The organism is Paraburkholderia denitrificans (assembly GCF_042655705.1).
In the GTDB taxonomy this organism is placed as follows: Bacteria; Pseudomonadota; Gammaproteobacteria; order Burkholderiales; family Burkholderiaceae; genus Paraburkholderia; species Paraburkholderia denitrificans.
This window is the reverse complement of sequence record NZ_JBHSMP010000045.1, coordinates 61,979-74,170: the sequence shown is the minus strand read 5'-3', so window position 1 is coordinate 74,170 and position 12,192 is coordinate 61,979. Positions and strand designations below refer to the sequence as shown.

Genomic DNA, 12,192 nt, shown 5'->3' with positions numbered 1-12,192 from the left:
AGTTCGATCCTCGTGGGCATTCAGGTGCCTGGCGCCGACGACGCCGAATTCCGGCGCTTTCTCGCAACACTTGGCTATCCGCACTGGGAAGAGACGCAGAATCCGGCTTACCGGTTGTTTCTCGCGTAATCGTCGTCATCGTCGTAGTCCGTGCAAGGGGCCGCCATCGTGGGCGTTTCGCTCTCCGACAAACTCGTCGTCGCCATCTCGTCGCGCGCCCTCTTCGATTTCGAGGAGGAAAACCGCATCTTCGAGGCCGGCGATCTCGCGGCCTACGAGGCGTTACAGCGCGCGCGGCTGAACGTGGCCGCGCAGCCCGGCGTCGCGTTCGCGCCGATCCGCAAGCTGCTTGCGCTCAACGACGGCGTGCATCGCGTCGAAGTGGTGATCCTCTCGCGCAGCGATCCGATCAGCGGTTTGCGCGCGTTCAGTTCGTGCCGCGAGCACGCGCTCGAAATCCAGCGCGGCGTTTTCACGCGCGGACGCGCACCCTGGGCGTACCTGAAGCCGCTCAATGCATCGCTATTTCTTTCGGCGAACCAGGATGACGTACGCGACGCGCTCGCCGCCGGGTTTCCTGCCGCGCGCGTGTTTCCGCGCGCGGATACGGATTCCGCGAATTCGGCGACAATGGCGCGTGGCAACGCGAACGAGATTCGCATTGCATTCGACGGCGATGCCGTGCTTTTTTCCGACGAAGCCGAGCAGATCTTCCAGCGCGAGGGCCTGGGCGCCTTTGTGAGCCACGAGCGCGACAACCGCGAACTGCCGCTTGCGCAAGGCCCGCTCAAGCCGCTGCTCGAAGCGCTGCACCGCCTGCAAAAGCTTGCGGGTGCGAATAGTGCGAATCGTGCAAATACGCAGATGCGCATCCGCACGGCGCTCGTCACCGCGCGCTCGGCGCCGGCGCACGAGCGCGCGATCCGCACGTTGATGGCATGGAACATCGAAATCGACGAAGCGATGTTCCTCGGCGGACTCGACAAAGGCCCGTTCCTGCGCGAGTTCGAGCCCGATTTTTTCTTCGACGACCAGATCCGCCACTGCGAATCGGCCAGTTCGGTCACGGCGACCGGGCACGTGGCGAGCGGCGTGGCGAATGTGGCAAACCCGATGGCAAACCCGATGGCAACGCCGGTGACAACCCCGGCGGCAACCCCGGCAGTAACCCCTGCAGCAACCGTAACCAGCGCATCATGACTCCAGACCAATCTCCGCTCGGCAAGCCCGCCGCCTACGCCGAACAGTACAACGCCTCACTGCTGTTCCCGATTCCGCGCGCGCTCGCACGCGAAACGATCGGCATCGGCGCGCAACTGCCCTTCTTCGGCACCGATATCTGGAACGCCTACGAGCTTTCGTGGCTGAACGCGCGCGGCAAGCCGCAGATCGCGATCGCGACGTTCTTCATCCCCGCCGATTCGCCGAATATCGTCGAGTCGAAGTCGTTCAAGCTCTATCTGGGCTCGTTCGCGCAGACGAAGCTCGATTCCGCCGAGGCCGTGCGCGATCTGCTCAAGCGCGATATTTCGGCGGCCTGCGGCGCAACTGCGTCGGTACGGCTCGACCAGCCAGGCGGCTTTCACAAGATTCAGTTCGAGGAATTCGAAGGCCTCTCGCTCGACCGTCTCGATCTCGAAGCCGAGGTCTATCAGCCGGAGCCGTCGCTGCTCACCGCTGCGTTCAACGAAGCGCCGGTCGAAGAGACGCTGATCTCGAATCTGTTGAAGTCGAACTGCCCCGTGACCGGCCAGCCCGACTGGGGCAGCGTCCAGATCCACTACGTCGGGCCGCAGATCGAACAGGCCGGGCTGCTGCGCTACATCATTTCGTACCGCAATCACACGGGCTTTCATGAGCAATGCGTCGAGCGCATGTTCGTGGACATCCTGCGCACCTGCAAACCGGACCGGCTCGCGATCTACGCGCGCTACACGCGCCGCGGCGGGCTCGACATCAATCCGTTCCGCACCAACTTCAACATGCCGATGCCGGACAATGCGCGGCTCGCGCGGCAATAACGCCGAATAAAGCGGGGAAATAACGCGGGAAATGAAGAAAGCGCCCTTCGGGGCGCTTTCTTCATGCATTCAGTGCGGTAACTCGGCCGCGCCCATGCGCCGCGCAATCACCGCGGCGCGCTGCGCGAGCCAGGCCGAGTTGCGATGCGCGTCGAAGTACCTGGGGCGCGGCAGCATCACAGCAAGCCGCGCGGACTGCCAGGGCGTGAGCTTCGCGGCCGTCGTGCGGAAGTAGTAATGCGCCGCCGCCTGCGCGCCATACACGCCGTTGCCCCACTCCACCGAATTCAGATAGATCTCGAAGATGCGCTCCTTGTCGAGCAGCGTTTCGAGCATCCACGTGATGATGAATTCCTGGCCCTTGCGGATATAGCTTTTCTCGCGCGACAGGAAGAGGTTGCGCGCGAGTTGCTGCGTGATCGTCGAACCGCCGCTGACAATGTGTCCGCGCCGCTTATTCTTTTCCCACGCCTCCAGGATCGCGTCGGTTTCGTAGCCGCTGTTGTTGACGAAGTCGGCATCTTCGGACGCGATGATCGCACGCTTGAGGTTGCGCGAAATCTCGCCGTAAGGCACCCACCGATGCTGGATCGAGAGATCGGGACGGCCGGCGCCGAGGCGCGCCGCATCGGTGCGCATGAACGCCGTCGATTGAGGATCGATGAAATTCCAGGCCGCGATCTGCGCGAAGTAGAACGCCTGCAGCGCAATCCACGCGATGACGAACACGGCCACTGCATACGCCATCCAGCGCAGCATGCCCGGTCGTTTCGCGGTTTTGCGCTTCGCGGCTTCACGTCCCGTCATTGCGTCCCCGTTGCGCGTGCGGCGCGCGTGCGGTGGCGTTAAGCCTGCGCCGCGAGCTGCGCGCGCAACGCCGCCAGCACCGGCGCGCTGTCGGGACGCACGCCGCGCCAGACATAGAACGATTCGGCGGCCTGCTCCACCAGCATGCCGAGTCCGTCCGCCGCGCGCGCGCCGAGCGCCTGCGCGTGGCGCATGAACACGGTCGGCTGCGCTCCGTACATCATGTCGTAGGCGAGCGACCCGGCGCCGAACGCACGCTCGTCGCATTCGGGCAGCGCGGCGTCGAGACTGCTCGCCGTCGCGTTGACGATCACATCGTAGGGCGCCGGATCGAGCGCACGCGGACCGCCGCCGTTGACGAGGCAACCGGCCTCGGCCGCCGCCGCGCCGAACTGGGCGATCAGTTCGTGCGCCTTCGCCGCCGTGCGATTGACGATGGTGATCTCGCGCGGGCCGCGTTCGAGCATCGGCAGCACGACGCCGCGCGCCGCGCCGCCCGCGCCGAGCAGCAGCACGCGCGCGCCCTTGAACGCCACGCCGAGATTCGCTTCGATGTCGCGCACAAGGCCGAAGCCGTCGGTGTTGTCGCCGAAGATGCCGTCGGCGTCGAAGCGCAGCGTGTTGACCGCGCCCGCCGCCGCCGCGCGCGGCGACAGCCGGTGCGCAAGCGCGTGCGCTTCGAGCTTGAACGGGACGGTCACATTCAGGCCGCGGCCGCCCGCGGCCTTGAATGCGTTGACTTCCGCGACGAAACCGTCGAGCGGCGCGAGCAGGCGCCCGTATTCGATGCGCTCGCCGGTTTGTGCGGCGAACTGCGCATGGATGGCGGGCGACTTGCTATGCGCGATCGGATTGCCGATCACGGCGTAGCGGTCAACTCCTGCGTCCGCCTGTACGCCGCCGGTGCTCATTCGCGGGTCTCCGCTGCGTGTTGGACGTGTTGCGCCTGTTGCGCGTTCGGTTCGACCGGGGCTTCAGCTTCTGCCGTAGCATCATCGGCACCTTCCGGCGCATCCGACTCGGCCAGCGCTTCGGCTTCGCTTTGCGCCGATGCATCGGCGGCTTCGATCAGTTCTTCTTCGTCGCCCTCTTCCTCTTGCGCTTCGGCGCCGCTCGTCACGACCGGAGCGTCGAGCACGCGCAGCATGCGCACCGACGCCTCGATGGTCAGCTCGTCGATCGACATCACTTCGAGCAGCACGCGCGTGCCGCGCGCATGCACGCCGAGCGCGGGCACGTGCATGATCAACGGCACTTCCTCGAAGCGCACGAGATCGTCCTTCACCACGGTCGCGGCGAATTCGCGGCGGTCTTCCTGCTGGAGCCAGCGCAGGCACCAGAAGTACTCCATGCGGCGCTGGTAATCGGCGTAGGCCGTATACGTTTCGTCGAAGCCCTGCACGACCGCGAAAAGATCGGCGTCTTTAGGCTTGAACGGCGCAGCGAGCTTCGCGGCGACGCCGTGCTCGACGCACGCGAGCAGCTGCCACTGGTTCACGAGGTCGACGTAGCGGCGCAGCGGCGACGTGCTCCACGCGTACTGCGCGACGCCAAGTCCTTCGTGCGGCGCCGCGCTCGTCTGCATGCGCGTGCGCTTCGGGCCGCTCGGGGCGCCGAACGCGCGCTGCGAGCGATAGATGCCCGGCACGCCGTGATCGTGCAGGAACGCACCCCACGTCGAATTCGCGAGGATCGCGAGTTCGGCGACGATCAGATCGAGCGGCGAGCCGCGGCGGCGCGGCGTGATCGTGACGTGCTCGCCGTCCACGTAGAAGTTGAAGTCGGTATTGCGCTGCACTTCGCGGCGCAGGCCGTAGCCCGCGCGCGCCTGCTGGCGCTTTTCGAAGAGCGCCTGGGCGAACGGCCACAGCACGGCGATGTCGTCCTTGTGCGGATACTCGCCGCTGCCCGCTGCCAGCGTCGCTTCGGTGACGAGTTCGTCGAGCGTGTTGTGGCGCAGGTTGTTCTTCACGAACACGCGCTCGGCGCGCGTCTCGGTCGCGACGATGTCCTGCGTCTCGCGATTCACGATGCAGTAGAGCGACAGCGCCGGGCGCACGCCGCCTTCCTTGAGCGTGAACGCATCGACGAAATCGTCGGGCAGCATCGTGATCTTGTCGCCGGGCATGTAGACGGTCGACAGGCGCGTGCGCGCGATCGTGTCCGCCATGTCGCCGCGCTGGATGCCGAGCGCCGGTGCCGCGATGTGAATGCCGATACGCACGCGGCCATCGGCGAGATGCTCGATCGAGAACGCGTCGTCGATTTCGGTCGTCGTCACGTCGTCGATGGAGAACGCCTCAACCTGCGCTTCGGGCAGATCCTCGGGCAGCGTGCCCACGGCGACGGCCGGGAAGCCCGTGCCGTGCGGGAAGAATTCCGCGAGGAAGCGCGCCTCGTGCAGCGCGCGCGGCGACGCGATGCCGCCGCATTCGAGCATCAGGCGCGGCATCGAAATCCCGCGCGCGGCAGCAGCGGCTTCGAGCGCCTTGTACTCGATGGTGTTCTTGTCCGGCTTCGTGAGCAGGCCGAGCGCCTTGCCCTTGAGTGCCTCGGGCAGCTTGCCCGCCTTCAGTTCCTCCTCAAAGCCCGCCTGCACGAGCGCCTGCTGACGCTTGCGCTCAAGCGACGCGAGCGCCATCTTCAACTGCTCTTCGGGCGCGCGCTGGTACTGGCCGCGGCCCTTGCGGCGAAAGTAGACGGGCGAGCCGTGCAGGCACAGCACGAGCGCGGCGCGCTCGACCGCGCTCTGGTGTTCGCCGAAGTATTCGGCGGCGAGCGCCGTGAAGGCGAACTCGTCCGCGGGCGCGCATTCCCACAGAAAGTCGAGGTCGATCTCCTGCGCGGCGGCGTCGGCCTGCTCCATCAACTCACCGGCTGCAGGCTTTTCGAATTCGATCAGCACGTCCTTCGCGCGCACCTTCGCACGGCGTCCGCCCGGCAACTCGACCTGAAACGCATCGCCCTGGCGCGACAGCACGCTGCCAGCCTTGAAACTGCCCGATTCCTCAAAGAAAACGTTCACTCAATACTCTCGTTCAAACTTGCATGGACCGCCCACGCCGTACGTCGTACGCCGCAGCGGTGCCGTATACATATAGGAGACGTTCGCGCACGGCGCGAAGCCTTTACATGGGGATGCGTCAGGGCGCGTCGCACCAGGCGATCACATCGTCGACATAGTCGGCGAATTCGCTGATGCCGTGGTCGCTGCCCTCGATCAGCTTCGTGTGCACGCCCGGATAGTGGGCGAGCATTTCACGATAGTCGAGCACTTCGTCGCCGGTCGCGGCGATCAGATAGTAGCGCGCGGGCTGCGTCACCGACGCGATGGCCAGCGTGCGCAATTCGTCCAGATGGCGCGGCTCGACGACGATACTGCCGCCGCCGTGCCAGAGCGACTGCTCGCCGAGATACTTCGACAGATCGCGGTCGGGCACGACCGCCGGGTTCAGGAGCGCGGCGCGCCAGCCGTGCTGCTCGGCGAGCCAGGTCGCGAAATAGCCGCCGAGCGAGCTGCCGATCAGCGTCACGCGCTCGCCCGGCTTCAGGCGCTCACCGATTTCGCGCCCGGCGAGCGCGACGGCCTCGGCGGGCGACACCGGCAGCATCGGGCAGAACCATTCGTCGGCGCGGCCCAGTGCGGCGAGGCGCGCCGCGAGAAGCTTCGCCTTGAACGACTCCGGCGACGAACGAAAGCCATGCAGATAGACGATCACGCGGCGCTCCGAGCCGAAAGCGCGTCGAGCAGCTTCTGATGCACGCCGCCGAAGCCGCCGTTGCTCATGACGAGCACCTGGTCGCCCGGGCGCGCGGCGGCAACCACCGCCTTCACGAGCGCGTCGAGATCGTGGAATGCCTGCGCCTTGCCGCCGAGCGGCGCGAGCGCTCCCGCGAGATCCCAGCCGAGCGCGTCCTTGCCCGCTGGCGCGCCGTAGCCGAACACGAGGTCGGCGTCGGCGAGGCTCGCGGGCAGTTGCGCCTTCATCACGCCGAGCTTCATCGTGTTCGAGCGCGGTTCGAGGACGGCGAGAATGCGGGTGTTGTCGCGTCCCACGCGGGTTCGCAGCCCGGCGAGGGTCGTCTCGATCGCGGTCGGATGGTGCGCGAAATCGTCGTAGATCGTCACGCCGTCCACGCTGCCGCGCACTTCCATGCGGCGCTTCACGTTGCGGAACGTCGCGAGCGACTGGGCCGCCTGCGCGGGCGGCACGCCGACGCTGCGCGCAGCGGCAATCGCCGCGAGCGCGTTCAGGCGGTTGTGGTCGCCCTGGATCTGCCAGTCGACCACGCCCGCGCGCTCGCTGTGGCGATAGACGGCGAAGCGCTCGTCGGCGGGAACGCCGTCTTCGGCGGGCAGCGCCTGCCAGCCGCCATCGACGCCGAAACGCTCCACCTCGCTCCACACGCCGCGCGTGAGCACGCGCTCAAGCGCATCCGAGCGGCCGTTCGTGACGATGCGGCCGATACCGGGAATCGTACGCACGAGGTGATGGAACTGCGTCTCGATTGCGGCGAGATCGGGAAAAATGTCGGCGTGATCGTATTCGAGATTGTTCAGCACCGCCGTGCGCGGGCGGTAATGGACGAACTTCGAGCGCTTGTCGAAAAACGCGGTGTCGTATTCGTCGGCTTCGATCACGAAGAAGCTCGAATCGGTGAGCCGCGCCGAAACGCCGAAGTTCAGCGGCACGCCGCCGATCAGAAAGCCGGGATTCAGGCCCGCGTCTTCGAGCAGCCACGCGAGCATCGACGTCGTCGTGGTCTTGCCGTGCGTGCCCGCGACCGCGAGCACCCACTTGTCGCGCAGCACGTGGTCGCCGAGCCACTGCGGCCCCGACGTATACGGCAGCCCGCGGTTGAGGATCTCCTCCATGAGCGGATTGCCGCGCGACACGACGTTACCGATCACGTAGAGATCGGGGTTCAGATCGATCTGGCTGGCGTCGTAGCCCTCGATCAGGCGAATCCCCTGCGCCTCGAGCTGGGTGCTCATCGGCGGATAAACCCCCGCGTCGCAGCCGGTCACGGTGTGGCCTGCGCTGCGCGCGAGCACCGCGAGACCGCCCATGAACGTGCCGCAGATGCCGAGGATATGGATGTGCATAAGCCTGTCGCGCCGCACGGGCGTCGGGAAACGGGTTATCTGGATGGGGAACGCGAAGACGGCGGCGCGGCTCGCCCGGCACCGCCACAACGAAGGACGCTATTGTACCCGAGCGCGCGAGGCGTACTGCGCCGCTTTCCCTGACAGCGCAAGGTCCGCGCAGCATTCTCTAGTATGATGGATGGATGGTTCGCAGATCACATTTCGATCCGCAACGCGTGCGCGAGGAAATCGCCATCGCGGCAGCACGGATGATCGCCGAGGACGGGCTCGACTACGCAAGCGCCAAACGCAAGGCGGCGCGGCAGGTCGCCGGGGATACGCGCATCGAAAGCGCCTGGCTGCCCGACAACGATCAGATCGAAGACGAGATCCGCGAATATCAGGCTCTCTTTCAGGGCGAAAGCCAGCCGTTGGTGCTGCGGCGCCTGCGCGAAATCGCGCTCGACTGGATGCGCCGGCTCGACGCGTTCAACCCGTTCGTCACGGGCGCCGTGCTCAACGGCACGGCGGGCGCGCATTCCGACATCCATCTGCAGATCTTCTGCGACAACCCGAAAGACGTCGCCATCTGGTTCCTGAACGCGAATGTGCAATACGACGTGTCGGAGACGCGCCATTTTGCCGCCCGCGGCTACGTGGAGACGCTGAGCTTTATGTACCGGGCATCGCGCGATGAGGAACCTGTGGGCATCCATGTTGCTCTCTATAACACCGACGACCTGCGCGGCGCCGTGCGTGCCGACATGCGAGGCCGTCTGCCGCGCGCGAACGCCCAGGCGCTCCAGACGCTGATCGACGAGAGCGGCGCGACAACCCCGGCGCAATGACCTCGTCAGCCTTATCGATCACCTCATTGATAACCTTTAACAGCACGATTTACGGATTTCAGGCGCACCGATGAACTCAAAGCGGATTCTGGTCACACTCGCAGTCGTAGCGGTGGCTGTCGGCGGCGGCGTTGCAGCCGGTTACTGGACACGCGGCGGAAATTCGGACACAAGCGCGGACGCGGGCACGAACGCGGGCGCGGCCACGACCGACGCGGCGGCGGCGAACCCGCAGGAAGCACTCGGCAAGCTGTGGAGTGCAGCGGTCACCACGCCCGACGGCCAGCCCCAGTCACTCGCGGCCTACAAGGGGCGGCCGATCGTCGTGAACTTCTGGGCCTCGTGGTGCGGACCGTGCGTCGCGGAGATGCCGGAGCTGTCCGCCATGCAGCGCGAATACGCGAAGAAGGGCATTCAGTTCGTCGGCCTCGGCGTCGACTCCAGCACCAACGTCAAAGCTTTCCTTCAAAAAGTGAAGGTCGACTACCCCGTCTACGTGGCCGGATTCGGCGGCGCCGATGTCGCACGCGCGTTCGGCAACTCGGTCGGCGGCTTGCCCTACACGGTCGTAATCGACGCGAACGGCACCGTACGCGCGACAAAATTAGGCCAAATCAAACCTGACGAACTTCGTCACACGCTCGATGCACTTTGACGCGGCAGAACATTTGACCGGGCATTAGGCACCGTACGGCACTTTTTGCTGCGTCTTTTATGCGTTTTGGCGGGAGATCAGGGCCGCTGCCGGACGCCAGCCGATCCCGGGGCCATATCGGCCGCTCGGAAAACTAGACAAATTTCTCTAATCAGCGCTAAAGTTCGCGCAATTCCACAGAAAAAGAAGCGACCATGACGAGACTGCTGGTTCTGCACGGCCCCAACCTCAACCTTCTCGGCACCCGGGAACCCGAGGTGTACGGGCGCGTGACGCTCCCGCAGATCGATCAGGCCCTCGCCAAGCATGCCGCGGATGCGGGCGTCGAGCTCGCGACTTTCCAGAGCAATCACGAAGGGGCGCTCGTCGACCGGATTCAGGCCGCGCGCGCCGAACAGATCGATTTCATCCTGATCAACCCGGCTGCGTACACGCACACGAGCGTCGCGATCCGGGACGCGCTGGCTGGCGTCGGCATACCGTTCGTCGAGATTCACCTGTCGAACGTGCATCGCCGCGAAGCCTTCCGGCATCACTCGTATTTCTCCGACCTGGCCGAAGGCGTTATCTGCGGCCTCGGCTGGAAGGGTTATCTGTACGCGCTCGAATTCGCGCTTGACCGGCTTGCCGCCGTCAAGGGCGCCTGATTCGCGGGTCGGATAACCGACGCACTCAGACAGACAACACTAATCCCGTGCCGGCGCGCGCGTCCGGCACTCACGTATTCAAAGGGGCTGCACCATGGATCTACGTAAGCTGAAGACTCTGATCGACCTCGTCTCCGAATCGGGCATCTCGGAACTCGAAGTCACCGAGGGCGAAGGCAAGGTGCGTATCGTCAAAAATGCGCCGCCGGTGTACGTCCAGCCGGCAGCCCAGTACGCGGCGCCGGCCGCCGGGCAGTTCGCCGCGCCGCTCGCCGCGCCGGGCCAGGCCGCGGAAAGCGCAGCCGCCCCTGCCGCGCCGGCTGCGCCGCAGGGCCACGTCGTGACCTCGCCGATGGTCGGCACGTTCTACCGCGCACCGTCGCCGGGCGCCGATCCGTTCGTCCAGGTCGGCGACACGGTCAAGGAAGGTCAGACGCTGTGCATCATCGAAGCAATGAAGCTGCTCAACGAAATCGAATCGGACATGGCCGGCGTGATCAAGGAAGTCCTCGTCGAGAACGGCCAGGCTGTCGAATACGGCCAGCCGCTCTTCGTGGTCGCTTAAAGCCGTGCGCTGCGCGCGCGGCAACGCCGCCCGCGCCTCGTGCATGAGTTGCCTGTGCCACCTGAGCCGCCTGTGCCCTGAGCCACCTGTGCCACGTACGGGACGCTCGCTTCGCGAGGCACGCGCGGCCGATCCTCTGAGGCGGCCCGCCAGAACCCCTTGCGGCGCCCATTGAAGAGTCGAATACCCACCATGTTTGAAAAAATCCTCATTGCCAATCGTGGCGAAATCGCGCTCCGCATCCAGCGCGCGTGCCGCGAACTCGGCGTCAAGACGGTCGTCGTCTATTCGGAAGCCGACAAGGAAGCCAAGTACGTCAAGCTCGCCGACGAGGCAGTCTGCATCGGCCCGGCGCCATCGAACCTCAGCTACCTCAACATGCCGGCGCTCATCAGCGCGGCGGAAGTCACCGACGCCGAAGCGATCCACCCCGGCTACGGCTTCCTCTCCGAGAACGCGGACTTCGCCGAGCGCGTCGAGCAATCGGGCTTCACGTTCATCGGCCCGCGCCCGGAAACGATCCGCATGATGGGCGACAAGGTCACCGCGAAGCAGACGATGATCAAGACCGGCGTGCCGTGCGTGCCGGGCTCGGAAGGCGCATTGCCCGAAGATCCGAAGGAGATCGTCAAGATTGCGCGCGCGGTCGGCTATCCTGTCATCATCAAGGCCGCGGGCGGCGGCGGCGGACGCGGCATGCGCGTCGTGCACACGGAAGCGGCGCTCGTGAACGCGGTCAACATGACGCGCGAGGAAGCGGGCCGTGCGTTCGGCAATCCGCAGGTCTACATGGAGAAGTACCTCGAGAATCCGCGCCACATCGAAATCCAGGTGCTCTCGGATTCGTTCAAGAACGCCGTGTGGCTCGGCGAGCGCGACTGCTCGATGCAGCGCCGCCACCAGAAGGTGATCGAGGAAGCACCGGCGCCCGGCATCGCGCGCCGCCTGCTCGACCGCATCGGCGACCGCTGCGCCGACGCCTGCAAGAAGATGGGCTACCTCGGTGCGGGCACGTTCGAATTCCTGTACGAGAACGGCGAGTTCTACTTCATCGAGATGAACACGCGCGTGCAGGTCGAGCACCCGGTCACCGAGCTGATCACCGGCATCGACATCGTGCAGGAACAGATCCGCATCGCCGCAGGCGAGAAGCTCTCGTTCCGCCAGCGCGACATCCAGCTGAACGGCCACGCAATCGAGTGCCGCATCAACGCCGAAGATCCGTTCAAGTTCACGCCGTCGCCGGGACGTCTCACGTCGTGGCACATGCCGGGCGGCCCCGGCGTGCGCGTCGACTCGCATGCCTACAACGGCTATTTCGTGCCGCCGAACTATGATTCGATGATCGGCAAGCTGATCACCTACGGCTCGACGCGCGAGCAGGCGATCCAGCGCATGCGCATCGCGCTGTCGGAAATGGTGGTCGAAGGCATCCAGACCAACATCCCGCTGCACCGCGAGCTGATGCTCGACGCGAAGTTCGTCGAGGGCGGCACGAGCATCCATTACCTCGAAAACCGTCTGGCCGCGCGCCAGCAGGTTCAGAAGGAAGAAGCGTAA

11 protein-coding genes and 1 pseudogene are annotated in these 12,192 nt (G+C 65.6%); 7 read left to right on the top strand and 5 right to left on the bottom strand.

The window, feature by feature from the left end; all coding sequences use genetic code 11:
* Positions 1 to 168 precede the first annotated feature (168 nt).
* Both ACFPTO_RS24940 and queF read left to right on the top strand, forming a co-directional pair.
* Positions 169 to 1,107 (top strand): annotated as a pseudogene (locus tag ACFPTO_RS24940) (5'-nucleotidase); the annotation flags it as partial.
* Positions 1,108 to 1,196: 89 nt separating this feature from the next.
* Entirely contained in the window at positions 1,197 to 2,021 is an 825-nt protein-coding gene (gene queF / locus ACFPTO_RS24935) for an NADPH-dependent 7-cyano-7-deazaguanine reductase QueF (RefSeq protein ID WP_377715743.1), read from the top strand.
* A gap of 69 nt (positions 2,022 to 2,090) precedes the next feature.
* On the opposite strand, the gene mtgA is transcribed toward queF, so the two are convergent.
* From mtgA to mpl, 5 genes are all read right to left on the bottom strand, one after another.
* Positions 2,091 to 2,828, bottom strand: a complete 738-nt coding sequence (gene mtgA / locus ACFPTO_RS24930) for a monofunctional biosynthetic peptidoglycan transglycosylase (RefSeq protein ID WP_377715741.1) — start codon at positions 2,826 to 2,828, stop codon at positions 2,091 to 2,093.
* Positions 2,829 to 2,866: 38 nt separating this feature from the next.
* Positions 2,867 to 3,739 carry a shikimate dehydrogenase gene (aroE, locus tag ACFPTO_RS24925; RefSeq protein WP_377715739.1) on the bottom strand — a complete coding sequence of 291 codons (873 nt, stop codon included), beginning with the start codon at positions 3,737 to 3,739 and terminating at the stop codon, positions 2,867 to 2,869.
* The gene (locus tag ACFPTO_RS24920; RefSeq protein ID WP_377715737.1) at positions 3,736 to 5,853 is read right to left on the bottom strand and encodes a ribonuclease catalytic domain-containing protein; all 2,118 of its coding nucleotides are present in this window, start codon (positions 5,851 to 5,853) and stop codon (positions 3,736 to 3,738) included. The genes aroE and ACFPTO_RS24920 overlap by 4 nt, the downstream gene beginning before the upstream one ends.
* A gap of 118 nt (positions 5,854 to 5,971) precedes the next feature.
* Entirely contained in the window at positions 5,972 to 6,547 is a 576-nt protein-coding gene (locus ACFPTO_RS24915) for a YqiA/YcfP family alpha/beta fold hydrolase (RefSeq protein WP_377715735.1), read from the bottom strand.
* Complete coding sequence (gene mpl / locus ACFPTO_RS24910) at positions 6,544 to 7,935, bottom strand: UDP-N-acetylmuramate:L-alanyl-gamma-D-glutamyl-meso-diaminopimelate ligase (protein WP_377715733.1); 1,392 nt, start codon at positions 7,933 to 7,935, stop codon at positions 6,544 to 6,546. Before mpl ends, ACFPTO_RS24915 begins: the two co-directional genes overlap by 4 nt.
* Positions 7,936 to 8,120: 185 nt before the next feature.
* On the opposite strand from mpl, the gene ACFPTO_RS24905 reads away from it, so the two are divergent.
* The 5 genes from ACFPTO_RS24905 to accC all read left to right on the top strand — a co-directional run bounded on the left by ACFPTO_RS24905 (position 8,121) and on the right by accC (position 12,192).
* The gene (locus ACFPTO_RS24905; RefSeq protein ID WP_377715731.1) at positions 8,121 to 8,765 is read left to right on the top strand and encodes a UDP-N-acetylmuramate--alanine ligase; all 645 of its coding nucleotides are present in this window, start codon (positions 8,121 to 8,123) and stop codon (positions 8,763 to 8,765) included.
* 70 nt (positions 8,766 to 8,835) lie between these two features.
* On the top strand, positions 8,836 to 9,420 hold the full coding sequence (locus ACFPTO_RS24900; RefSeq protein WP_377715729.1) for a TlpA family protein disulfide reductase: 585 nt from the start codon (positions 8,836 to 8,838) through the stop codon (positions 9,418 to 9,420).
* 194 nt (positions 9,421 to 9,614) lie between these two features.
* The gene (aroQ, locus tag ACFPTO_RS24895) at positions 9,615 to 10,067 is read left to right on the top strand and encodes a type II 3-dehydroquinate dehydratase (protein WP_377715727.1); all 453 of its coding nucleotides are present in this window, start codon (positions 9,615 to 9,617) and stop codon (positions 10,065 to 10,067) included.
* 94 nt (positions 10,068 to 10,161) lie between these two features.
* Entirely contained in the window at positions 10,162 to 10,632 is a 471-nt protein-coding gene (gene accB / locus ACFPTO_RS24890) for an acetyl-CoA carboxylase biotin carboxyl carrier protein (RefSeq protein ID WP_377715725.1), read from the top strand.
* Between the two features lie 192 nt (positions 10,633 to 10,824).
* A complete protein-coding gene (gene accC / locus ACFPTO_RS24885; protein WP_377715723.1) occupies positions 10,825 to 12,192 on the top strand; it encodes an acetyl-CoA carboxylase biotin carboxylase subunit in 1,368 nt (455 codons plus the stop codon).